At 53.8% G+C, this 22898-nt stretch carries 20 protein-coding genes; 9 read left to right on the forward strand and 11 right to left on the reverse strand.

The features are described from left to right. The first annotated feature begins 160 nt into the window (after positions 1-160). Both secM and secA read left to right on the forward strand, forming a co-directional pair. The gene (gene secM, locus AC6I8K_RS03440) at positions 161-661 is read left to right on the forward strand and encodes a secA translation cis-regulator SecM (RefSeq protein ID WP_483816812.1); all 501 of its coding nucleotides are present in this window, start codon (positions 161-163) and stop codon (positions 659-661) included. A gap of 76 nt (positions 662-737) precedes the next feature. Continuing rightward, positions 738-3443 carry a preprotein translocase subunit SecA gene (secA, locus tag AC6I8K_RS03445; RefSeq protein WP_064737576.1) on the forward strand — a complete coding sequence of 902 codons (2706 nt, stop codon included), beginning with the start codon at positions 738-740 and terminating at the stop codon, positions 3441-3443. 39 nt (positions 3444-3482) lie between these two features. On the opposite strand, the gene AC6I8K_RS03450 is transcribed toward secA, so the two are convergent. Continuing rightward, the gene (locus AC6I8K_RS03450) at positions 3483-3869 is read right to left on the reverse strand and encodes a winged helix-turn-helix domain-containing protein (protein WP_483816813.1); all 387 of its coding nucleotides are present in this window, start codon (positions 3867-3869) and stop codon (positions 3483-3485) included. Positions 3870-4055: 186 nt separating this feature from the next. Between AC6I8K_RS03450 and mutT the strand changes: the two genes are divergently transcribed. Then, positions 4056-4451 carry an 8-oxo-dGTP diphosphatase MutT gene (mutT, locus tag AC6I8K_RS03455; protein WP_064737574.1) on the forward strand — a complete coding sequence of 132 codons (396 nt, stop codon included), beginning with the start codon at positions 4056-4058 and terminating at the stop codon, positions 4449-4451. 28 nt (positions 4452-4479) lie between these two features. On the opposite strand, the gene yacG is transcribed toward mutT, so the two are convergent. The 3 genes from yacG to coaE are packed head-to-tail and all read right to left on the reverse strand — an operon-like array spanning position 4480 to position 6042. Next, positions 4480-4677: a DNA gyrase inhibitor YacG gene (gene yacG / locus AC6I8K_RS03460; protein WP_064737573.1), complete on the reverse strand. Its 198-nt coding sequence runs from the start codon at positions 4675-4677 to the stop codon at positions 4480-4482. A gap of 8 nt (positions 4678-4685) precedes the next feature. Then, positions 4686-5429: a cell division protein ZapD gene (gene zapD / locus AC6I8K_RS03465; RefSeq protein ID WP_483816814.1), complete on the reverse strand. Its 744-nt coding sequence runs from the start codon at positions 5427-5429 to the stop codon at positions 4686-4688. Between the two features lie 4 nt (positions 5430-5433). Further along, a complete protein-coding gene (coaE, locus tag AC6I8K_RS03470; RefSeq protein ID WP_483816815.1) occupies positions 5434-6042 on the reverse strand; it encodes a dephospho-CoA kinase in 609 nt (202 codons plus the stop codon). Between the two features lie 218 nt (positions 6043-6260). Between coaE and AC6I8K_RS03475 the strand changes: the two genes are divergently transcribed. Beyond that, entirely contained in the window at positions 6261-7301 is a 1041-nt protein-coding gene (locus tag AC6I8K_RS03475; RefSeq protein ID WP_064737570.1) for a GMP reductase, read from the forward strand. A gap of 33 nt (positions 7302-7334) precedes the next feature. Here the strand turns inward: AC6I8K_RS03475 and hofC are convergent, their stop codons facing one another. The 4 genes from hofC to nadC form a co-directional block, all read right to left on the reverse strand. Continuing rightward, positions 7335-8534, reverse strand: a complete 1200-nt coding sequence (gene hofC, locus AC6I8K_RS03480) for a protein transport protein HofC (protein ID WP_497826236.1) — start codon at positions 8532-8534, stop codon at positions 7335-7337. Then, positions 8527-9915, reverse strand: a complete 1389-nt coding sequence (gene gspE, locus AC6I8K_RS03485) for a type II secretion system protein GspE (RefSeq protein ID WP_497826237.1) — start codon at positions 9913-9915, stop codon at positions 8527-8529. Before gspE ends, hofC begins: the two co-directional genes overlap by 8 nt. After that, positions 9915-10358 (reverse strand): prepilin peptidase-dependent pilin, encoded by a 444-nt coding sequence (gene ppdD, locus AC6I8K_RS03490; protein WP_483816817.1) that lies wholly within the window; start codon positions 10356-10358, stop codon positions 9915-9917. Before ppdD ends, gspE begins: the two co-directional genes overlap by 1 nt. A gap of 178 nt (positions 10359-10536) precedes the next feature. Continuing rightward, entirely contained in the window at positions 10537-11433 is an 897-nt protein-coding gene (gene nadC, locus AC6I8K_RS03495) for a carboxylating nicotinate-nucleotide diphosphorylase (RefSeq protein WP_483816818.1), read from the reverse strand. Between the two features lie 182 nt (positions 11434-11615). On the opposite strand from nadC, the gene ampD reads away from it, so the two are divergent. Then, positions 11616-12167 carry a 1,6-anhydro-N-acetylmuramyl-L-alanine amidase AmpD gene (ampD, locus tag AC6I8K_RS03500; protein ID WP_064737565.1) on the forward strand — a complete coding sequence of 184 codons (552 nt, stop codon included), beginning with the start codon at positions 11616-11618 and terminating at the stop codon, positions 12165-12167. A gap of 16 nt (positions 12168-12183) precedes the next feature. Continuing rightward, positions 12184-13038, forward strand: coding sequence for a beta-lactamase regulator AmpE (gene ampE / locus AC6I8K_RS03505; protein ID WP_064737564.1), 855 nt, complete (start codon positions 12184-12186; stop codon positions 13036-13038). On the opposite strand, the gene AC6I8K_RS03510 is transcribed toward ampE, so the two are convergent. From AC6I8K_RS03510 to aroP, 3 genes are all read right to left on the reverse strand, one after another. Then, positions 13020-13973, reverse strand: coding sequence for a glycoside hydrolase family 43 protein (locus AC6I8K_RS03510; RefSeq protein WP_497826238.1), 954 nt, complete (start codon positions 13971-13973; stop codon positions 13020-13022). The two genes, ampE and AC6I8K_RS03510, sit on opposite strands and share 19 nt — an antisense overlap. Continuing rightward, entirely contained in the window at positions 13970-15376 is a 1407-nt protein-coding gene (locus tag AC6I8K_RS03515) for a glycoside-pentoside-hexuronide (GPH):cation symporter (protein ID WP_483816820.1), read from the reverse strand. The genes AC6I8K_RS03510 and AC6I8K_RS03515 overlap by 4 nt, the downstream gene beginning before the upstream one ends. A 162-nt stretch (positions 15377-15538) precedes the next feature. Beyond that, a complete protein-coding gene (aroP, locus tag AC6I8K_RS03520) occupies positions 15539-16894 on the reverse strand; it encodes an aromatic amino acid transporter AroP (RefSeq protein ID WP_497826239.1) in 1356 nt (451 codons plus the stop codon). Between the two features lie 513 nt (positions 16895-17407). Here aroP and pdhR point away from each other — a divergent pair. The 3 genes from pdhR (at position 17408) to aceF (ending at position 22876) form a co-directional block, all read left to right on the forward strand. Then, positions 17408-18172, forward strand: a complete 765-nt coding sequence (gene pdhR / locus AC6I8K_RS03525) for a pyruvate dehydrogenase complex transcriptional repressor PdhR (protein ID WP_064737560.1) — start codon at positions 17408-17410, stop codon at positions 18170-18172. A 127-nt stretch (positions 18173-18299) separates the two neighbouring features. After that, on the forward strand, positions 18300-20966 hold the full coding sequence (gene aceE / locus AC6I8K_RS03530; RefSeq protein WP_064737559.1) for a pyruvate dehydrogenase (acetyl-transferring), homodimeric type: 2667 nt from the start codon (positions 18300-18302) through the stop codon (positions 20964-20966). 14 nt (positions 20967-20980) lie between these two features. Then, positions 20981-22876, forward strand: coding sequence for a pyruvate dehydrogenase complex dihydrolipoyllysine-residue acetyltransferase (gene aceF, locus AC6I8K_RS03535; protein ID WP_497826240.1), 1896 nt, complete (start codon positions 20981-20983; stop codon positions 22874-22876). Positions 22877-22898: the final 22 nt, after the last annotated feature.

Consider the following 22898-nt stretch of genomic DNA (forward strand, 5'->3'; position numbering starts at 1 on the left):
GGCGAAACCCTGTACAAAAAAACGTGAATTCCGCCGAAGGCCCTTTAATCACTGGTGTCGAAGTCCCACATAAGTGCTATCATCTGGCGCTCATATAAGCTGGGTAACGCAGATTATTGCACCCGCTTTATCACTTTATTCAATGCATTGTGGACGGATTGTGATCGGGATTTTCTCACGCTGGCGACAATTAGGCAGACGCTATTTCTGGCCACATCTCCTGTTGGGGATGGTTGCGGCCAGCTTAGGTTTGCCTGCTTGCGCGCAAAGCTCTGAGCCCAAGGCGACCGATTCACCGATCAGCAGCCTGTTTGTTGGCAATGTTGTCCATTTTGATCACCTGATTCGCTTGCAGGAAAGCGCTCGTCGGCCGAATTTCAACGTCGATTATTGGCATCAGCACGCGATCCGCACGGTTATCCGCCACCTTTCCTTTAGCATGACACCGCCGGCTCAGGCGGAGTCCGACCAAGCTGTGCCGCTAGCGGCACAAAGGTTGGCGTTGATTGGTTCGCTTCAGGCGTTACTGACCTCTCCCGCGCAAGCACTGACTGTAGTTGAGCCGCAACAAAACTTGCGTCACAACGAACCGCACATCCATTCCTCTGCTGACTGGCAGGCTGCTATTCATGGCATCCGCGCCGGGCCTTTCCCTGCTTAACTGCTAACGTTTTTTCCACACCCTGTATCAGATTTTGCAGTCCGTGAGATCACGGCTGAATTGAGAAAAATTTATCATGTTAATCAAAATGTTAACTAAAGTATTCGGCAGCAGCAATGATCGTACTCTGCGCCGTATGCGCAAAATCGTCGACGTCATTAACAAGATGGAGCCAGATTTCGTGAAGCTCTCTGATGACGAGCTGAAAGCGAAAACCGACCTGTTCCGTGAACGTCTGAAAAAAGGCGAAAGCCTTGAAAGCCTGATTCCAGAAGCCTTTGCCACCGTACGCGAAGCGAGTAAGCGCGTATTCGGTATGCGTCACTTTGATGTACAGCTGATTGGCGGCATGGTGTTGAACGAGCGCTGCATCGCAGAGATGCGTACCGGTGAAGGTAAAACCCTAACTGCGACCTTGCCAGCCTACCTAAATGCGCTGAGCGGCAAAGGTGTGCACGTGGTTACCGTCAACGACTATCTGGCGCAGCGTGATGCCGAAAACAACCGTGCATTGTTCGAATTTCTGGGCCTGACCATCGGTATTAACCTGCCAAATATGCCTGCCGTGGCGAAGCGTGCAGCCTATGCCGCTGATATTACTTACGGCACCAATAACGAATATGGCTTCGACTACCTGCGCGACAACATGGCGTTCAGCCCGGAAGAACGTGTGCAGCGAAAACTGCACTACGCATTGGTTGATGAAGTTGACTCAATTCTGATCGATGAAGCCCGTACGCCACTGATCATCTCTGGCCCAGCTGAAGACAGTTCTGAGCTGTATACCAAAGTTAACAAAATCATTCCGCATCTGGTGCGTCAGGAAAAAGAAGACTCTGAAACTTTCCAGGGTGAAGGTGATTTCTGGGTTGATGAAAAAGCGCGCCAGGCACACATGAGCGAGCGCGGTCTGGTAAAAGTTGAAGAACTGCTGGTTAGCCAAAACATTATGGTAGAAGGCGAGTCACTCTACTCACCGACTAACATCATGTTGATGCACCACGTTACTGCGGCGCTGCGTGCTCACGCGCTCTTCACTCGCGACGTTGATTACATCGTAAAAGATGGCGAAGTGGTCATCGTTGATGAGCACACCGGCCGTACCATGCAAGGTCGCCGCTGGTCTGATGGCCTGCATCAGGCGATTGAAGCGAAAGAAGGCGTGGAAATTCAGAATGAAAACCAGACGCTGGCTTCCATTACCTTCCAGAACTACTTCCGTATCTACGAGAAATTGGCTGGTATGACCGGCACCGCGGATACCGAAGCATTTGAATTTAGCTCCATCTATAAGCTCGACACTATCGTGGTACCAACCAACCGTCCGATGGTGCGTAAAGATATGGCCGATCTGGTCTACATGACCGAAAAAGAGAAGATCGACGCTATTATCGAAGACATCCGTGCCTGCACTGCCAAAGGGCAGCCGGTGTTGGTGGGTACCATTTCGATTGAAAAATCGGAAGTCGTTTCTAACGAACTGACGCGCGTGGGCATTAAACACAGCGTACTGAATGCCAAGTTCCACGCCAGCGAAGCGGATATCGTTGCTCAGGCGGGTCAACCTGCAGCGGTCACTATCGCAACCAACATGGCCGGTCGTGGTACCGATATCGTGCTGGGCGGTAGCTGGCAGGCTGAGCTTGCCGCGATGGACGAGCCAACCGAAGAACAGATTCAGGCGATGAAAGAAGCCTGGAAGCTGCGTCACGATGCGGTGCTGGCTGCGGGCGGTCTGCATATCATTGGTACTGAGCGTCACGAATCTCGCCGTATCGATAACCAGCTGCGTGGTCGTGCGGGTCGTCAGGGGGATGCCGGTTCTTCACGCTTCTACCTGTCGATGGAAGATGCATTGATGCGTATCTTCGCTTCAGATCGTGTATCTAACATGATGCGTAAACTGGGCATGAAGCCAGGCGAAGCGATTGAGCATCCATGGGTGACCAAAGCAATTGCCAACGCTCAGCGTAAAGTTGAAAGCCGTAACTTTGATATTCGTAAACAGCTGCTGGAATACGATGACGTTGCCAACGATCAGCGTCGCGCCATTTACAGCCAACGTAACGAACTGCTGGATGTGTCTGATGTGTCTGAAACCATCAACAGCATTCGTGAGGATGTCTACAAAACCACCATTGATACCTACATTCCTCCGCAGTCGCTGGAAGAGATGTGGGATGTTGCTGGTCTGGAAGAGCGTCTGCGTAATGACTTCGATCTCAATCTGCCCATTGCTGAGTGGTTGGATAAAGAGCCCGATCTGCACGAAGAGACGCTGCGCGAACGCATCATGACCCACGCGGCGGAAAGCTATGCTGCTAAAGAAGAAGTGGTCGGCGAAGAGATGATGCGCAACTTCGAGAAAGGCGTGATGCTGCAAACGCTGGATTCACTGTGGAAAGAGCACCTGGCGGCGATGGATTATCTGCGTCAGGGCATCCACCTGCGCGGTTATGCGCAGAAAGATCCGAAGCAGGAATACAAGCGCGAATCCTTCTCTATGTTTGCGGCGATGCTGGAGTCACTGAAATACGAAGTGATCAGCACCCTGAGCAAAGTTCAGGTGCGCATGCCAGAAGAAGTTGAAGCGATGGAGCAGCAGCGCCGTGAAGAAGCGGAACGTTTAGCGCAGCAGCAACAGTTGAGCCATGTTGACGATGCCACCGCAGCAGCCGAAGCGTTAGCCGCACAAGGCGGAGAACGTAAAGTGGGCCGTAACGATCTTTGCCCATGTGGTTCCGGTAAAAAATACAAACAGTGTCACGGTCGTCTGGCCTGATAAAAAGGAGCCTTAGGGCTCCTTTTTTTTTACTGGCGTTTAGCGTGTTATCGCCATGAGTTTCTCTTCGTTTAGGCGCACGCCATGATATGGCAACGTCACCAGCAGACCATCAGGCAAGCCGGAGCGCCTCAACAGTGCCCGGCTCTGAAACAGTAGCTGATGGTAATTGTTGTCGCTGATGCTCGGATAGCTCTCATTCCACACCGTGGCAATAATCTGACGTTTTGAGGTGATCTTCAGCAATAGGCAGGAAAAAAATCGTTTTTGCGCTTCATTCAACGGAATGATTTTGTTTTCAGGCCACCATGTCAGCGTGTTCTGAGCGCTGTCTAAGGTCAGGATGTCGTGAAATACCAGATGGCGTAAGGCATGTAATTGTTCCGGCGTATTTTGCGCCAAAAACGTTGTTTCTTTGAATTCCATAGGTAATCGGGTTTGGCAGAAGAAAGTGGCTGCGAGTATTCCCAACATTCCCGGTTGCGATCATTACGACATGTCTTAATCAACAGCTTTTGTGCGGCGCGATACGTCACTTTCCTCTCAGTGGTTAACATCATCCGATGTCTGATTTACACTCAGCGCTCATTTATTAAAAGCGGAATTCAGCTTATGAAACACCTGCAGGTTGCGGTGGGCATCATTCGCAATACAGAACATCAAATCTTTCTTGCACAGCGCGCGGCAAGCTCCTACATGGCGAATAAATGGGAGTTTCCTGGCGGAAAGATTGAACAGGATGAAACCGCTGAGCAGGCGCTCAAGCGTGAGTTGATGGAAGAAACGGGTATTGAAGTCACCTTGGCAAGTGCGATTGGCCAAGCCGATCACAGTTATGAAGATCTGCGCGTTACTCTGCATTTCTTTCTGGTCGAAGGCTGGAACGGTGAACCTTATGGCCGAGAAGGTCAGCCACAACGTTGGGTGGACCAGCAGGCGTTGGTCGCGGATGAGTTTCCTCCAGCGAACCATGAATTGATTAGCCGATTAGTGGCTGGCGAGATTTAAGTAAAGGGGCGCTAAGCCCCTTTCTTATTTATTGCTGTTCTTCACTCCAGTCATCGCTGTCCATCTGGTCGCCGCTGCTGGGAATGCGTTTTTCTTCTGCAGCCCATTCACCTAAATCAATCAGTTGGCAACGTTTACTGCAGAATGGACGCCACGGGCTTAATTCATCCCAAATCACATCGCGACGACAGTTGGGGCAAGGTACAGTAATCATCTCTTCCGGCATAACGTCCTCTAACAACAAGCTAATTCAAAATTCAGTCGGGCGGGTACTTCTCCACGTTCACTGTCTAACGGCAGGAAACGAATCGCATAGCGGCTTTTGTGGCCCGAAACTTGCGGATACAGCGCATCTTCCAGCGTTAATTGCAGGCGCAGTAAATCAGATCCTTCGGCATTATCCTGATAAAAGCCATTGAGGCTGGTTTGGTGACGAAATATGCCAGACTGGCGCACTAAATCGAGGATCATCGTCAAACTGTTACGCAGTGGATTCAGTGACTCCAGCCAACTATTCACCTGAACATCACGCACGGCTTGTTCCTGGTGCAACCAAATATGCAGGCTTGGTAGATCGAAACTGCAGCAGCCGCCGGGAATGCTCAGACGCTGACGCACCAGAGCAACCAGCCGATCTTCACGTAATTGCTGGCCCATACGCGGTGCAGCCATTAATTCGCTCGAGCATTGTTTCAACTGCTGGCGCAAATTATTAACGCGCAGTTCGTCAATGCCTGGCACATCCAGCCACGCGCGTAATTTTTGCTGTTGGCGCTCCAGTTCTTTTAGCAATTCGGTACGCATATCCCCACGTTCAAAAATATCCAATAAATCGCTGAGGATACGGAAAACGCCAAGTGCCGATACCGAACCGTTTACCGGCACGGTCTCATGCAACTGATCAATCAGATACTCAACGCGCAGCCAGGTGCGCATCTTCTCATTCAGAGGGTGTTCAAAGAGAACAACAGTGCTCATGATGTTAATCCTTTCCGGTTGCTGCCAGCCGTAGATAGCGCTGGTGAAGCTCAGCAACGCGCGGTAGCACCTGCTCAGGTGTACCACTGTTATCAATGATGTCATCCGCACAGGCTCGGCGCTGTTCGCGGCTGGCCTGTGCGGCGAGAATACTTTTGGCCTGACTCAATGAAATGCCATCCCGCTGTTGTGTGCGTTGCAACTGTGTGGCGGTATCCACATCCACGACTAACACACGATCGGCCTGATGCTGTAAGCCGTTTTCGACCAATAACGGCACCACCCAAAGCACATAAGGTGAAGTCGCCAATAGCTTTAATTGTTGCGTGCGAGCGTTAATGAGTGGATGAAGCAATTGATTAAGCCAGTTTTTCTCTTGCGGCTGCTGGAAAATAATTTCACGAAGCCGTGCACGGTAGAGCGTGCCTTCTGCCGTGAGAATGGTGTCTCCATGACGTTGAGCGATCGCCTTTAAGGCCGGCGTTCCAGGCTCAACGACTTCTCTGGCAATGGCATCAGCGTCAATAATATCAACGCCTAGCGCTGCGAAAGCGTTGGCAATAGTGGTTTTACCACTGCCAATGCCGCCGGTGAGCGCAACGGTATAAGGCATAGCGTTCTCGCAAAATTTATATCGTGAGCGGCGATCAACCACAGCAAGATGAGAGCATGATCACAATCATTTTTCTCAGCTAAATTTAAGGGATTGTAGCCTAAATAAAGTGAAATTCGCAGTCTTGTCGCGGAACGAATGACGCGTATGATAACGACACTGGAGCCGTGAGCGCTACCCGAACCGCGGTTCGTCTTCACTAACCAGGACAATCAGCTATGCGCATTGAAGAAGATCTAAAACTGGGCTTTAAAGATGTTTTGATCCGCCCAAAACGTTCTACGTTGAAAAGTCGCTCCGAGGTTGAACTGGAACGCACCTTCACCTTTAAACACTCAGGCTTGAGCTGGAGTGGCATTCCGATTATTGCCGCCAACATGGATACCGTCGGCACTTTCACGATGGCTGAAGCCCTGGCAGGTTTTAATGTCCTCACCGCAGTGCATAAACATTACAACGTGCAAGAGTGGCAGGCATTTGTGCAGCGCGTTCCTGCAGCGGTGCTGAGTCATGTGATGGTCTCATCCGGGACTTCAGAATCAGACTTCACTAAGTTATCCGCCATTCTGGCGTTATCGCCACAGCTCAATTTCATCTGCATCGACGTTGCTAACGGCTATTCAGAGCACTTTGTCCAGTTCCTGCTGCGAGTACGTGAAAGCTTCCCAGGTAAAACCATCTGCGCAGGCAACGTGGTCACCGGTGAAATGGTGGAAGAGTTGATTTTGTCTGGTGCAGACATCGTCAAAGTGGGTATTGGCCCAGGTTCGGTTTGCACTACACGCGTAAAGACCGGCGTTGGTTATCCTCAGCTTTCTGCGGTTATTGAATGCGCGGATGCCGCACACGGTTTAGGCGGACAGATCGTCAGTGACGGTGGATGCTCGGTTCCAGGTGATATTGCCAAAGCTTTCGGTGGCGGTGCGGATTTCACCATGCTCGGCGGCATGCTTGCGGCACATGACGAGTGCGAAGGAACCATCGTTGAAGAGCAGGGCGAGAAATTTATGCTGTTCTACGGCATGAGCTCCGAATCGGCGATGAAACGCCATGTAGGCGGTGTCGCGCAATACCGTGCGGCAGAGGGTAAGACTGTGCGCTTGCCGGTGCGCGGTCCGGTTGAAGAGACGGTTAAAGATATTCTCGGCGGTTTACGTTCGGCCTGTACCTACGTGGGTGCGGAGCGGTTGAAAGAGCTGACTAAACGCACCACCTTTATCCGCGTCGCTGAACAAGAGAACCGCGTGTTTACTCGCTGATCACAGATTATGGGCACGCATCGCGTGTGCCCGTTAACGAATCGCATCGCCGAGACCAAATACCGGCAGATACATCGCAATCACTAATGTGCCAACAATCCCGCCAATTACCACCATCATCATCGGTTCCAGCGATGCAGCCAGAGCATCAGCTCGCGCTAATGTTTGCGATTCATGCCATTCCGCCAGTCGCGCGAGCATCACATCCAACGCACCCGCTTCTTCGCCCACTCGGATTAGCTGGGCACAAAGGGGTGTAAACAGTAGATGCTGTTGCAGCGCCTGATGCAGTGGCGCACCTGCAGCGATATGCTGTTGCAACTGAATAATGGCATCGCGCCACAAACGTGATACCAGCGTTACTTCCACCGCCTGGAGACTTTGCAGCAACGTTAAACCGGATTGCTGGGTAAGTTGCAGTATGGCGTAAATCTGGCTGAGCTGCCCGCCGCGCCATAGTGGTGATAACAGCGGCATGCGCAACAACCATTGATGTACGCGCTTTTGCCATGGTATTGAGCGCCGATAAGTCTGTTGCACAATTCCCAATACTGCGGCGCATACCAGCATCAGCGGCAGTGCGGCTTTCTGCAGCAGTTCAGACAGCGCCATTACCGCAGCTGTAAAAGCAGGCAGCGGTGCATCAAAGCTGGCATAGACGGAGACAAATTCAGGCAAAACAAAAAGCAGCATGCCAGCACTGACCCCAAGCGCCACCAGCAAGATAAACAGGGGATAACGCAGCGCCTTCACCACTTTTTGCCGTAAGTATTGTTGCTTACTTTGCTGCTGCGCCAATTGGCGACAGCACTCATCGAGTTGACCGGTTAACTCGCCTACCTGCATCAAGGCGGGGAACAGCGGTGGAAAGATCTGCGGCCACTCTTGCAATGCCTGTGAGAAGGGCTCACCGGCGATGACGCGGCGTTGCAATCCTTTCAGTAATATCCGCCAACCGGCATGTGGATGGCCTTCTGCCAGCAAAATCAGACTTTCCGCCAGCGGTAAGCCGGCTTTAAGTAGCGTCGCCAGTTGCCGCACCAGGTCAATTTTCTGTTGCCACTTCCAGTCGCGCGAGCGCCAGCATTTTCCGCGCAGCCAGCTCACAGGTAGCATTCCGCGATCGGAAAGTTGATTGAGCAGCGCATCCTGGTTGGCATTGAGCGACTCGCCATCCTGCAACACACCCATTGTATCGAGCGCCTGCCAGCGAAAATGATAGAGATTAGCCATCGCCGAGGCCCACCACGCGCTGCATCTCTTCAAATGAGGTATCGCCGCGACTTACCGCTTCCAAACCCGCAGTCAGCAAGGTCTTCATTCCCTGTTCATTTGCCAGCGTTAACAGATGTTCGAGCGGCATATCTGCTGAGATAGCATTCTGCAATTTGCTGGTCACCGGCAACACTTCAAACAGCGCTAGCCGCCCGTAATAGCCGGAGAAACAGTGATCGCAGCCTGGTGCTCGCCAGGTTTGCAGTGTGCCCGGCCAAAGTTCAGCTGGCAGGTGGGCGATGGCTTGTCCCGGCTGACGGCAATGCATACATAAGCGCCTGACCAGACGCTGCGCCACCACTAATTGCAAAGCGGGCCCGAGCAGATAACCGGGAATATCCATCTGACGCAGGCGCGTCAGCGTTTCAGCGGTCGAGTTAGTATGCAAAGTGGACAGCACCAGATGACCGGTCTGTGCTGCCTTAACGGCGATGCTGGCCGTCTCGGCATCACGGATTTCGCCTACCATAATGACATCGGGATCCTGACGCAGCAGTGCGCGCAACACACGATTGAAATCGAGCCCGCTGCGCGGTTGAATCTGCGTTTGATTAATGCCATCCAGCGGAATCTCAACTGGATCCTCCACGCTACATACATTCTTTTCTGGCACGTTAAGTGCGCTTAATCCGCTGTAAAGGGTGAAGGTTTTACCGCTGCCGGTGGGGCCTGTAACCAGAATCAAACCTTGCGGCTTCGCTAACGCGTTCTTAAGCAAACGTAGCTGTGCAGCGGGCATGCCGAGTTTATCAAGCGTAATGGCGCTATTTTCACTTTGCAGCAGACGCACCACGGCTTTTTCACCCTGGCTAATCGGCAGCGTGGAGAGACGAAATGCCGCCAGCTTGTCGTCTATTTCGAGCGTAAACTGCCCATCCTGCGGTAAACGCCGTTCGGCGATATCCAATCCGCCCAGGATTTTCAGGCGCGCCAGAATCGCAGCAGGTTGCGCTTCTAACGGCTGAGACAGTTTGTGTAACACGCCATCAATGCGCAGACGCACGCGCAATCCATGGCGTTGCGGTTCGAAATGTATATCTGATGCGCGGCGCTGAATTGCCTGACGCAAAATCTGGTCCACTGCATTAATCGCAGACTCTGCGCTGGCATGTTCACGTGGCGCGACCGCCGATTCCGGTTCGTGTAGCAACTGTTCAAGTCGCGCCGCAGGCCAGCATTCAACATCGACTTTGCATTGGCTAGCGAACTGCAGCGCCTCCAGCAGCAACGGATCGGGCGTCTCTGCTACTGCAACCCGGAGAAGCGTAGTGTCATGGTGTAAAATAACCGCCTGATAACGTGCGCACAAAGCTTGCAGCTGAGCATGAGGATTCTCCATCAGTTGGCATCCTTATCGGCAAAGCGGAACTGTTCAAGGCAGCTATCGCGCAGGCTGCTGTTATCGCTGGCGCAGCTGCGTTGCCAGCTCAAGGTGCCATCGGCAGCACTCCAGATGGGCAACATGTCGACCGTCAGTCCGCTGAGACTTTCCTGCCCGGTCAGGTTGATCGCACCGTTAACCACGCTAAGCGTTGCCACATAGCGCGAACCTTTGGCCGCAGGAATGCCACGTTGTCCCGCCTGACATTGTGCGGGTCCGCCGCGTTCGATGGCGCACAGTTCAACGGCTGTTTTGTAGGGCACCATAGTTTGCAGCATGTCAGTAAGCGCTGCGCGTTGCAGGTAGTTTTGATAGGCCGGTAAACCGATGGCGCTGAGAATGGCAACGATGCCAATCACAATCATCAATTCGATAAGCGTAAAACCGCGTTGTCTTTCCATAGTAAAGCTCCTTGTTGTGGAGCCGCTAAGGTAGAAAAGCGGGAAGGAAAGCGGAAGTCAGGTGTGCGCGAGGCTGGAAAGCATCGCGCAGAGAATCGTCACGATTACAGTGAGGATAACAGAATTCTGGAAGCCATCTCGCAACTCTGCCGCGCAGGAAGGCGGCGAAATCGGGGCATCAAATCTCGCTGAAACGCATCGACAGATCCAGCGCGTGCACATGTTTGGTCAGCGCTCCCACGGAAACATAATCGACACCGGTTTGGGCAATCTGTGGCAGTGTGGCTTCCGTCACGTTGCCAGAGACTTCCAGCAGCGCTTGCTTGTTGGTCAGCACTACCGCGTCATGCATCATTTCAAGGCTGAAGTTATCCAGCATGATAATGTCTGCACCAGCATCAATGGCATCCTGCAGTTCGGTTAGTGATTCGACTTCAACTTCCACTGGCACATCGGGCGAAAGCCACAGGGCTTTTTCCACCGCATTGCGTACCGAACCGCTGGCGATAATATGGTTTTCTTTTATCAGGAAGGCATCCGAGAGGCCCAAACGGTGGTTGTTACCGCCACCACATAGCACGGCATATTTAAGTGCGGTACGCAGGCCGGGCAAGGTCTTGCGTGTGTCGAGCAGTTGGGTTTCGCTACCCGCTAACAGGGCGACGTAACGGCTGACCTCGCTGGCAACGCCAGACAGCGTTTGCACGAAGTTGAGCGCGGTACGTTCAGCGGTTAACAGCAGGCGCGCTGGGCCTGTAAGTTCGAACAGTAACTGATCGGCAACCAGCGTTTGACCATCTTCGACATGCCAGGTGAGGGTAACTTTGTTCCCAAGTTGGATAAACACTTCTTCCACCCAGCGTTTACCACAAAAAACACCGGGTTCACGGGTGATCACTTTTGCGACCGCTTGCTTCTCGGCGGGCAGCAACAATGCGGTGATGTCGCGATCCGCATCCACTTCACCGCCGAGATCCTCCTGGAGCGCGCGGGCCACGGCTTCCGGAATATCTTGCTCAATTCGTTTAATCAGTTCCTGACGGCGATGATCGGGATCGTAACGACGCGTTGCCATGGTTTTGCCACTCCACAAGACGAGATTTCGTGCGCTCACCTTAGCCTGATTTATTGGCCAATGCCAGTTGCTACGGGTGAAATGTTTAGTATCCTGAACTCGCGCTCGCCGGCGCATTAAGTCGCAAGCCTGCTGGATGAAACATGGTATTCTCAGCCTGATTTTGCTTAGGATTTAACAGCATGAAACTGGAAGAGGGCTGGATTACCAGCGCGCGCAAAGTACCTTCACCACACTTCAATCAGCGTCCAAATGATGAAGTGCCCTCGCTGCTGGTGATTCACAACATCAGTTTGCCGCCCGGTGAGTTTGGCGGACCGTGGATTGATCGGTTGTTTACCGGCACCTTGCCGGCCGATGCGCATCCCTATTTTGCTGACATTGCCCATTTACGCGTGGCGGCGCACTGTTTAATCCGCCGCGACGGCGAGCTGGTGCAATACGTCTCTTTCGATCAGCGTGCCTGGCACGCCGGCGTTTCACAGTTTGAAGGACGTGAAAGCTGCAACGATTTTTCGATGGGCATTGAACTGGAAGGCACCGATACGCTGCCCTATACCGATGCGCAGTACGCGACTTTGCAACAGGTGACTCATCTCCTGTTGCAGCACTATCCGTTGACGCCTGCGCGCATCACCGGCCATAGCGATATCGCACCAGAGCGGAAAACCGATCCCGGTTCATCTTTTGACTGGTCGCGTTATAAAGAATCCATCCGGCAGGAGAATCCCTGAGACAGCAGGAGCAGGTATGACGTTGTTTAGCTTGTTATTAGTTTTAGGTTGGGAACGCCTTTTTAAGTTAGGTGAACACTGGCAGCTGGATCATCGGCTGGAGCCGTTGTTCCGTGGTCGTCAGCGTTTTTCCTTACTGCGCACGCTGATGATGACCGTCATCGCGATGCTGATCGTCTGGCTGGTGGTATGGAGCCTGAAAGGTATTCTGTTTGGCGTGGCGCAATTGCTGTTCTGGATTGTGGTGGGACTGCTGTGTATCGGCGCTGGATCGGTGCGATTGCACTATCACAACTATCTCAAAGCCGCGAGCCATGACGATGAAGCGGCCCATCAGGCGATGGCGGCCGAGCTGACGTTGATTCACGGTGTGCCCGTTGAGTGCAGCGAGCGCGAATTCTTGCGGGAACTGCAGAATGCACTGATTTGGATTAACTTCCGCTTCTATCTTGCACCACTGTTCTGGTTTGTGGTGGGGGGCCCGTACGGCCCGGTGCTGCTGGTGGGCTATGCATTTCTGCGTGCGTGGCAGAGCTGGCTGGCGAAACATCACTCGCCGTTGGAGCGCTCGCAGTCTGGCGTTGATCGTCTGCTGCACCTGCTTGACTGGATTCCCGTCCGTTTAGCGGGGGTGGCCTACGCGCTGCTCGGCCATGGCGAACGTGCGCTGCCCGCATGGTTTGCCGCGTTAGGCGATCTGCATCGCCCGCAATATCAGGTGCTGACCAGCCTGGCGCAGTTCTCGCTGGCACGCGATCCACACATGGATAAAGTCGAAACGCCACGTGTTGCGGTGGCGTTGGCGAAACGCATTTCCCTGGTGCTGGTGGTGGTTGTCGCACTGTTGACCATCTACGGCACGCTGGTGTGATCGGCTGGCGGTACACCGAAATCCGGTGTGCCGTCTGCGCGCCAGTCGAAGTATTTCAATCGCGTATGGCGATTCGGGTCCCACAGTGGATCGCCCTCAATTTCCGTGTAATTGCGTGCGTGATACACCAGCACCGCTCTTCCCGCTTCATCCACCGTAAAGCTGTTATGCCCTGGTCCGTATTGCTGATTATCCCAACTGGTGGCAAATACCGGCCGTGCAGATTTGTGCCAGGCGCTGCTGTTGAGCGGATCGGCCAACACATCAATACTTAACATCCCCAGACAGTAATTTTCATCGGTCGCGCTGGCAGAATAGGTGACAAACAGCTTATCACCATGCTGAATCACCGCCGGACCTTCATTGACGCTGAACCCCGCACATTCCCATTCGTACTCGGGTCGGCTCAGCATCAGCGGGGCACTTTTCAACGTCCACGGATTAAGCAACTCGGCGAGATAAAGATTGGAGTTACCGGGAATCGCCGGATCCTTTTGCGCCCACAGATACCAGTGTTTGCCTTGATGATGGAAGTAGGTGGCATCAAGAGAGAAGGAGTCGATGGGCGTATGCACGCGACGACAAGGTTGCCAGTCACCGCTCAGCGGATCGGCATCATCGCACACCAGCGCATACATGCGGTGCTGAAACAAACCGTCCTTAATCGCGCGTGTTGGCGCGGCGGCAAAATAGATCACCCATTGTCCATTAATGTGATGGAGTTCCGGTGCCCAAATTAGCGCGCTGAAGGGGCCAGTATCCGGTTTGTGCCACACCGTAACGGCTTCAGCCTCAATCAGGCCAGCCAGCGTGGTCGCGTAACGAAGCTCTAGCCGGTCATATTCCGGCACCGAGGCGATAAAATAGTAGCCATCGGCGTGACGAAGAATGAAGGGATCGGCGCGTTGCGTAATAAAAGGGTTGGGCCAGCTCATTTGATCTCTCCTGGTTGCGTAGTCGTAGCGGATGCGATAGGGGATATGGCGTGTGAATGAGTACGGCGCAGTGCCAGATCGGCCTGAATCGTACGCATTAAATTGCGATCGACTTTCATTAACCGCACTACGCCCGCAGTAATCAAATATCCCACCCCCGGAATCACGGTGAACAGCAGCATGATGCCGTTAATGGCGTGAGGTGCTTGTTGTTTCGCGCCGGCATCGTAGCCATAAATCGATAGCAGGAAACCGACCATCGCGCCCGCAACGGCCAGTCCGACCTTGAGGAAGAACAGGTTGCCGGAGAAGCTCATGCCGGTGATGCGTTTGCCCGTTTTCCATTCGCCATAATCATCTACGTCGGCCATCAGTGACCAATGCAGCGGAGACGGAATTTGGTGCAGAATATTCAGCAGGAAGTAGGCGATCACCACCGCCACGGTGGCATGCGGATCGATCCAGTAGAAGCCGCAGGAGAACAGCGCCAGCGCGATGTTAGTCCAGAAGAACACCTTGAGCTTGCACCAGCGATCGGTGAGGATTTTTGCCAGTGTGCTGCCGAACATCATGCCGATAACGCCAAGGCTGATGAACAGCGTGGCGAAATGTGTTGATTGCCCCATCACCCAGGTGACGTAATACATGGTGGCGGCCATGCGAATAAATCCGGGGCAGACGTTGCAGAAGGTCAGCAGCAGAATGCGCACCCACTGATCGTTTTTCCACACGTCGCGCAGATCCTGTTTTAAATCATCGTTGCTCGGCGTCGCAGGGCGAATGCGCTCGCGCACTGTGGCAAAGCAGAACAGGAACATCACCAAACCGATCAGCGCCAGCACGCTCATCGCCATTTGATAGCCGCGTGCTTTGTTGTCGCCGCCAAACCACTCGGCCATCGGCAGTAGCGAAAGCGAGAGAATCAGCGTGGCGATGCCCACCATCACGAAGCGATACGATTGACAGGACACGCGCTCACCGGGATCGTTGGTTATCACGCCGCCCAGCGAGCAGTAAGGAATGTTGATAGCGGTGTAAGTGAGTGACATCAGGAAGTAGGTGACAAACGCCCAGATGACTTTGTTGTCGTAGCTCCACTCCGGCGTAGTGAACATCAACACGCTAAACAGCACGTAAGGCACGGAAACCCACAGTAGCCACGGGCGGAAACGGCCCCAGCGGCTTTGCGTGCGGTCGGCAATGGCGCCCATGATGGGATCGGTGATGGCGTCGAGTACGCGCACCGACAGCAGTAGCGTGCCGACCAGCGCCGGGGCTAAACCGAATACATCAGTGTAGAAATAATTGAGGAACAGCATGATGGCACCGCCAATCATGTTGCATCCGGCATCGCCCATGCCGTATCCCAGTTTCTCTCTGAACGAGAGGGCTGCTCCTTTCATTGATCGTCTCCAGCGATATGATGAGCAGAAATTATCTGTGCAAAATCAGTAATCTGCTGGGGAGCAAATGGTCGGGATGATGGACAAAACGCGCGGGCGAAGAAAAGTGTGAGCCAGATCAGAAGTGCTGCCCGGCAACAGCGTGCCGGGCAGGGAACAACATTAGACTTTCTGTAGTTTGTTCTTGATGGTGTAACCGATACCCAGAATCACCAACCACACCGGAATTAGCCATACCGAAATCGCCATACCCGGCGTCATCAGCATGATCACCAGCACACCGGCGAGGAACACTAAGCAGATCCAGTTACCCAGCGGATAGAGCACCGCTTTAAAGCGGGTGGTCACGCCTTGCTGATCTTTCTTCTTACGGAATTTCAGGTGCGCGAGGCTGATCATCGCCCAGTTGATCACCAGCGCAGACACCACCAACGCCATCAGCAGGCCAAAAGCTTCGCCCGGCATCAGGTAGTTGATCAGTACGCACAGCAGGGTTGCAACGGCAGAGACCAGAATGGTAGCAACCGGTACGCCGCGGCTATCAACTTTCAGCAGCGCTTTCGGCGCGTTGCCTTGTTGCGCGAGGCCAAACAGCATACGACTGTTGCAGTAAACGCAGCTGTTGTAGACCGACAACGCCGCCGTCAGGATCACCACGTTCAGCGCGTTGGCAACAAAGGCATCGCCCAGCTCATGGAAAATCAGCACAAACGGGCTGGTATCCGCCGTCACGCGTGTCCACGGCAGCAGCGACAGCAGCACGGCGAGTGAGCCGATATAGAAAATCAGAATACGCCACAGCACCTGATTGGTGGCTTTAGGAATGCTCTCTTGCGGATTGTCGGCTTCTGCGGCGGTGATACCCACCAGCTCCAGACCACCAAAGGAGAACATGATGATCGCCATCATCATCACTAATCCGGTCATGCCGTGTGGCAGGAAGCCGCCCTGATCCCACAGGTTGCTGACGCTGGCCTGCGGGCCACCGTTGCCGCTAAACAGCAACCAGCCACCGAACAGAATCATGCCGATGACCGCAACCACTTTAATAATCGCGAACCAGAACTCCATCTCACCAAACACTTTCACGTTGGTCAGGTTGATGGCGTTGATCAGCACAAAGAAGATGGCAGCCGTGGCCCACGTTGGGAAATCTGGCCACCAGAACTGCACGTATTTACCGACGGCGGTAAGCTCAGCCATCGCCACCAGCACATACAGCACCCAGTAGTTCCAGCCCGAGGCGAAACCGGCAAAGCTGCCCCAATATTTGTAGGCGAAATGGCTAAAGCTGCCGGCAACCGGCTCTTCAACCACCATTTCGCCCAGTTGGCGCATAATCAGAAAGGCAATAAAACCGGCGATCGCATAACCGAGAATAACGGCAGGACCGGCCGACTTAATCACTGATGCGCTGCCCAGAAACAAGCCAGTACCTACGGCTCCGCCCAGCGCAATCAGCTGAATATGGCGATTCTTCAAGCCGCGGTGCAGCGTGTCGCCTTGCTGTTGTTCCATACAAACCTCGTGATGTTGTTATTGTGCGCCTGCAGTGCGCGCACGCTAAGGCTGTTGACCTTAATGTATTCTTTTCTTTACGGTATCTGGCGTGCTGTGTGCATGCATGAGCTACCACGGCGTTCAGAATAGTGATAAGCGCGCTGCTTTGCACCTGCTTTTGCTTTTTGTGCTGAGAGATGACTGAAAAAGCAGCAGCATCCTCTACCAACCCATCACATTCTTTCTGCCATGAAAAAACCGCTAACACGAATAGGTTTCCCTTATAGTTGCGCGGCTGAAGGGCGGCTAACTCAGTGTAAGGTTAGGTAAAAGTGCAATTCATTAACATTTGGCGAGGCCTGCCGTTTTCTCGCTTTATCCCGGTGGGTTAGCGCAGCAGCCCTACGATCTTCCCCTGAACTGTGACCGCGTCCATATAGACACAAGGTGAATACTTTGTTACTTTACCGGCACCATTTTTCAATTGGTATTACCAATTTACTCCGGACGTTTGGCTGATAAGAAGGGAAGATGGCTTACAGTAAAATTCGCCAACCTAAGCTCTCCGATGCGATTGAGCAGCAGCTGGAATCCCTCATTATGGAAGGGACACTTCAGCCGGGTGAAAAACTGCTCCCCGAGCGTGAACTGGCGAAACAGTTTGATGTCTCACGTCCATCCTTGCGCGAAGCGATTCAGAGCCTGGAAGCTAAAGGTCTGCTGTTGCGTCGCCAGGGCGGCGGCACCTTCGTCCAGAAAAATCTCTGGCAAAGCCTGAGCGACCCGCTGGTCGGTCTGCTTGCCGAACATCCAGAATCTCAGTTTGACCTGCTGGAAACCCGCCACGCGCTGGAAGGCGTTGCTGCCTATTACGCGGCGCTGCGGGGTACCGATGAAGATTTGCAGCGCATCCGTGACTGCCATCTTCACATCCAGCAGGCACAGGACAGCGGCGATCTCGACGCAGAAGCCGATGCCGTGATGAAGTATCAGATCGCTGTCACAGAAGCAGCCCATAATGTGGTGCTGCTGCATCTGCTACGTTCCATGGGCCCTATGCTGGAACAAAACGTTCGTCAGAATTTTGAATTGCTCTACGCTCGTCGGGAAATGCTGGCGAAAGTGAGTGGTCACCGCGCCAGTATTTACGAGGCGATTGTGGCGCGTGAGCCAGAACAAGCACGCGAGGCATCTCATCGTCACCTGGCGTTCATTGAGGAAATCTTGCTGGATAGAAGTCGGGAGCAGAGTCGTCGTGAACGCTCCCTGCGTCGTTTACAGCAACGTAAGGAATAACGCACGGCAACGAACGTGCGGAAAACACGACGGGCCTGTCTTCTTGTGCTGTGAACCAGAAACAAAGCACAAGCAGACAGGCTCCTGATAATTTCAACGTATTAGACACAGATAAGGAATACACCCCATGTCAGAACGTTTACAGAATGACGTGGATCCGATCGAAACTCGTGATTGGCTACAAGCGATCGAATCGGTCATCCGTGAAGAAGGTGTTGAGCGCGCGCAGTATCTGATTGATCAGGTAATGAGCGCAGCACGCAAAGGTGGCGTGAAAGTTGCCGCAGGTTCCTCTGCAATCAGCAACTACATTAACTCTATTGCTGTTGAAGATGAGCCGGATTATCCGGGCAACACCTCTCTTGAACGTCGTATCCGTTCCGCAATTCGTTGGAACGCCATTATGTCGGTGCTGCGTGCGTCGAAGAAAGATCTGGAGCTGGGCGGCCATATGTCCTCCTTCCAGTCTTCCGCGACCATTTATGAAGTGTGCTTTAACCACTTCTTCCGCGCGCGTAGCGACAAAGACGGCGGCGATCTGGTTTTCTTCCAGGGTCACATTTCTCCAGGTATCTACGCCCGCGCCTTCCTTGAAGGTCGTCTGACCGAAGATCAAATGAACAACTTCCGTCAGGAAGTGCAGGGCAAAGGTCTCTCTTCTTACCCGCACCCGAAACTGATGCCGGACTTCTGGCAGTTCCCAACCGTATCAATGGGCTTGGGTCCGTTGAACGCGATCTATCAGGCGAAATTCCTGAAGTATCTGGAACACCGCGGTCTGAAAGACACCTCAGCACAAACCGTTTACGCCTTCCTCGGCGATGGCGAGATGGATGAGCCGGAATCCAAAGGTGCGATCACCATCGCCACCCGCGAGAAGCTGGACAACCTGGTGTTCATCATCAACTGTAACCTGCAGCGTCTGGATGGCCCGGTCACCGGTAACGGTAAGATCATCAACGAGCTGGAAGGCATCTTTGCCGGTGCTGGCTGGAACGTGATCAAAGTGATTTGGGGCGGTCGCTGGGATGAACTGCTGCGCCAGGACACGAGCGGCAAGCTGATTCAGCTGATGAACGAAACCGTTGATGGCGATTACCAGACCTTCAAATCCCGTAACGGCGCGTACGTGCGTGAGCACTTCTTCGGTAAATACCCGGAAACCGCAGCGCTGGTGAAAGACTGGTCAGACGAAGAGATCTTCGCGCTGAACCGCGGCGGCCACGATCCGAAGAAAGTCTACGCTGCACTGAAAAAAGCGCAGGAGACCAAAGGTCAGCCAACGCTGATTCTGGCACATACCATTAAAGGTTATGGTATGGGCGACACGGCCGAAGGTAAAAACATCGCGCACCAGGTTAAGAAGATGAACATGGATGGCGTTCGCTACATCCGCGATCGCTTCAATGTGCCAGTGGCCGATGACAAAATCGAAGAGCTGCCCTACGTCACCTTCGAAAAAGGCTCTGAAGAGTACAACTATCTGCACGGTCAGCGTGAGAAGTTGGGCGGCTATCTGCCAACGCGTCAGGCGGAGTTCAGCGAGAAGCTGGAAATGCCAACGCTGGAAGAGTTCCGTCCGCTGCTGGAAGAGCAGAATAAAGAGATCTCCACCACCATCGCTTTCGTGCGTGCCCTGAACGTGATGCTGAAGAACAAGTCGATCAAAGATCGTCTGGTTCCGATCCTTGCCGACGAAGCCCGTACCTTCGGTATGGAAGGTCTGTTCCGTCAGATTGGTATCTACAGCCCGAACGGTCAGCAGTACACCCCGCAGGACCGCGAGCAGGTTGCTTACTATAAAGAAGACGAGAAAGGCCAGATTCTGCAGGAAGGGATCAACGAGCTGGGCGCAGGTTCATCCTGGCTGGCGGCGGCGACCTCTTACAGCACCAACAACCTGCCGATGATTCCGTTCTACATCTATTACTCGATGTTCGGCTTCCAGCGCATCGGCGATCTGATGTGGCTGGCCGGCGATATGCAGGCGCGCGGCTTCCTGGTCGGCGGCACCTCCGGTCGTACTACACTGAACGGCGAAGGTTTGCAGCACGAAGATGGTCACAGCCACATTCAGTCGCTGACTATCCCGAACTGTATCTCTTACGATCCGTCTTACGCGTACGAAATCGCGGTCATCATGCAAGATGGCCTGGTGCGTATGTACGGCGAAGCGCAGGAAAACATCTACTACTACATCACCACGCTGAACGAAAACTACCACATGCCGGCGATGCCGCAGGGTGCGGAAGAGGGTATCCGTAAGGGTATCTACAAGCTGGAAACCGTAGAAGGTAGCAAAGGCAAAGTGCAGCTGCTGGGTTCAGGTTCGATTCTGCGTCACGTGCGTGAAGCCGCGCAGATCCTGGCGAAAGATTACGGCATCGCTTCTGACGTCTACAGCGTGACCTCGTTCACCGAGCTGGCGCGTGATGGTCAGGATTGTGAGCGCTGGAACATGCTGCACCCAACTGATGAGCCACGCGTACCGTACATCGCGCAAGTGATGAACGAAGCACCGGCCGTCGCATCGACCGACTACATGAAGCTGTTCGCAGAACAGGTTCGCAGCTACGTGCCTTCCAGTGATTATCGCGTGTTGGGTACCGATGGCTTCGGTCGCTCCGACAGCCGTGAAAACCTGCGTCACCACTTCGAAGTGGATGCATCGTATGTGGTTGTGGCTGCGCTGGGTGAGCTGGCTAAACGCGGCGATATCGATAAGAAAGTGGTGGCAGAAGCAATCACCAAGTTCAATATCGACGCCGATAAAGTTAACCCGCGTCTGGCATAAGAGGTAAGAGAGTAATGGCTATCGAAATTAACGTGCCGGACATCGGGGCGGACGAAGTTGAAGTCACCGAAATCCTGGTAAAGGTGGGCGACAAAGTTGAAGCTGAACAGTCGCTGATCACCGTGGAAGGCGATAAAGCCTCTATGGAAGTGCCTTCGCCGCAGGCGGGCGTGATCAAAGAGATCAAAATCTCAACCGGCGACAAAGTAGAAACCGGCTCGCTTATCATGATCTTTGACGCTGAAGGTGCCGCAGAAGCGGCGCCAGCGCCAGCAGAAGAGAAGAAAGCGGACGCTGCGCCTGCTCCAGCGGCGGCTGCCGCTGCGGTCAGCAAAGAGGTCAACGTACCAGACATCGGCGGCGATGAAGTGGAAGTCACCGAGATTCTGGTCAAAGTTGGCGACACCGTGACTGCTGAGCAGTCGCTGATCACCGTTGAAGGCGACAAAGCCTCAATGGAAGTACCCGCGCCGTTCGCGGGCGTGGTGAAAGAGATCAAAATCGCCACCGGCGATAAAGTGAATACCGGTTCACTGATCATGGTGTTCGAAGCCGAAGGTGCAGCGCCGGCTGCGGCTCCAGCAGCCAAACAGGAAGCGGCTCCAGCAGCAGCACCTGCGGCCTCTGGCGCGAAAGACGTCAACGTGCCAGACATTGGCGGCGATGAAGTTGAAGTCACCGAAATCCTGGTGAAAGTGGGCGACAAAGTTGCTGCTGAGCAATCATTGATTGTGGTTGAAGGCGACAAAGCCTCAATGGAAGTGCCAGCACCGTTTGCCGGTACCGTGAAAGAGTTGAAAGTGTCGACGGGCGATAAAGTCAGCACCGGTAAACTGATTATGGTGTTTGAAGTGGAAGGCGCGGCACCGGCTGCGGCTCCAGCAGCCAAACAGGAAGCGGCTCCAGCGGCAGAAGCAGCGAAACCTGCAGCGGCCCCAGCAGCAGCGAAAGCGGATGCTAAGAGCGAGTTCGCGGAGAATGATGCTTACGTACACGCTACCCCGGTGATTCGTCGTCTGGCGCGCGAGTTCGGTGTTAACCTGGCGAAAGTCAAAGGCACCGGCCGTAAAGGTCGCATTCTGAAAGAAGACGTGCAGACGTACGTTAAAGACGCGGTGAAACGCGCTGAAGCGGCTCCGGCTGCAGCAGCCAGCGGCGGAAGCTTGCCAGGTCTGCTGCCTTGGCCGAAAGTGGACTTCAGCAAGTTCGGCGAAATCGAAGAAGTGGAACTGGGCCGTATCCAGAAAATCTCCGGTGCTAACCTGAGCCGTAACTGGGTGGTTATCCCGCACGTTACGCACTTCGACAAAACCGATATCACCGATCTGGAAGCGTTCCGTAAGCAGCAGAATGCTGAAGCGGAGAAACGTAAACTGGATGTGAAATTCACGCCAGTGGTGTTCATCATGAAAGCCGTTGCCGCGGCTCTTGAGCAGATGCCACGTTTCAACAGTTCACTGTCTGAAGATGCACAGAAACTGACGCTGAAGAAATACATCAACATCGGTGTGGCGGTGGATACGCCAAACGGTCTGGTGGTTCCGGTGTTCAAAGATGTGAACAAAAAAGGCATCACTGAACTGTCGCGCGAGCTGATGGCGATCTCTAAGAAAGCACGTGATGGCAAGCTGACCGCCGGCGACATGCAGGGCGGTTGCTTCACCATCTCCAGCCTTGGCGGCTTGGGTACCACGCACTTCGCGCCGATCGTCAATGCGCCGGAAGTGGCTATCCTCGGTGTTTCCAAGTCTGCGATGGAGCCGGTGTGGAACGGTAAAGAGTTTGAGCCGCGTCTGATGATGCCAATCTCACTCTCCTTCGACCACCGCGTGATCGACGGTGCTGATGGTGCGCGCTTTATCACCATCATCAACAACACACTGTCCGACATTCGCCGTCTGGTGATGTGACGTTAATCAAGGCCGGCGTAAG

It is taken from the genome of Pantoea sp. X-Soil-ISGK-421, from assembly GCF_059730785.1.

Bases quoted from the DNA above. Each gene is read 5' to 3' on its own strand.
- ppdD (WP_483816817.1), bottom strand. From the start codon at position 10,358: ATGGAAAGACAACGCGGTTTTACGCTTATCGAATTGATGATTGTGATT.
- AC6I8K_RS03510 (WP_497826238.1), bottom strand. From the start codon at position 13,973: ATGAGCTGGCCCAACCCTTTTATTACGCAACGCGCCGATCCCTTCATT.
- aceF (WP_497826240.1), top strand. From the start codon at position 20,981: ATGGCTATCGAAATTAACGTGCCGGACATCGGGGCGGACGAAGTTGAA.
- ampE (WP_064737564.1), top strand. From the start codon at position 12,184: ATGACGTTGTTTAGCTTGTTATTAGTTTTAGGTTGGGAACGCCTTTTT.
- aceE (WP_064737559.1), top strand. From the start codon at position 18,300: ATGTCAGAACGTTTACAGAATGACGTGGATCCGATCGAAACTCGTGAT.
- AC6I8K_RS03515 (WP_483816820.1), bottom strand. From the start codon at position 15,376: ATGAAAGGAGCAGCCCTCTCGTTCAGAGAGAAACTGGGATACGGCATG.
- mutT (WP_064737574.1), top strand. From the start codon at position 4,056: ATGAAACACCTGCAGGTTGCGGTGGGCATCATTCGCAATACAGAACAT.
- AC6I8K_RS03450 (WP_483816813.1), bottom strand. From the start codon at position 3,869: ATGGAATTCAAAGAAACAACGTTTTTGGCGCAAAATACGCCGGAACAA.
- hofC (WP_497826236.1), bottom strand. From the start codon at position 8,534: ATGGCTAATCTCTATCATTTTCGCTGGCAGGCGCTCGATACAATGGGT.
- AC6I8K_RS03475 (WP_064737570.1), top strand. From the start codon at position 6,261: ATGCGCATTGAAGAAGATCTAAAACTGGGCTTTAAAGATGTTTTGATC.
- coaE (WP_483816815.1), bottom strand. From the start codon at position 6,042: ATGCCTTATACCGTTGCGCTCACCGGCGGCATTGGCAGTGGTAAAACC.
- ampD (WP_064737565.1), top strand. From the start codon at position 11,616: ATGAAACTGGAAGAGGGCTGGATTACCAGCGCGCGCAAAGTACCTTCA.
- aroP (WP_497826239.1), bottom strand. From the start codon at position 16,894: ATGGAACAACAGCAAGGCGACACGCTGCACCGCGGCTTGAAGAATCGC.
- nadC (WP_483816818.1), bottom strand. From the start codon at position 11,433: ATGGCAACGCGTCGTTACGATCCCGATCATCGCCGTCAGGAACTGATT.
- secA (WP_064737576.1), top strand. From the start codon at position 738: ATGTTAATCAAAATGTTAACTAAAGTATTCGGCAGCAGCAATGATCGT.
- yacG (WP_064737573.1), bottom strand. From the start codon at position 4,677: ATGCCGGAAGAGATGATTACTGTACCTTGCCCCAACTGTCGTCGCGAT.
- zapD (WP_483816814.1), bottom strand. From the start codon at position 5,429: ATGAGCACTGTTGTTCTCTTTGAACACCCTCTGAATGAGAAGATGCGC.
- gspE (WP_497826237.1), bottom strand. From the start codon at position 9,915: ATGGAGAATCCTCATGCTCAGCTGCAAGCTTTGTGCGCACGTTATCAG.
- pdhR (WP_064737560.1), top strand. From the start codon at position 17,408: ATGGCTTACAGTAAAATTCGCCAACCTAAGCTCTCCGATGCGATTGAG.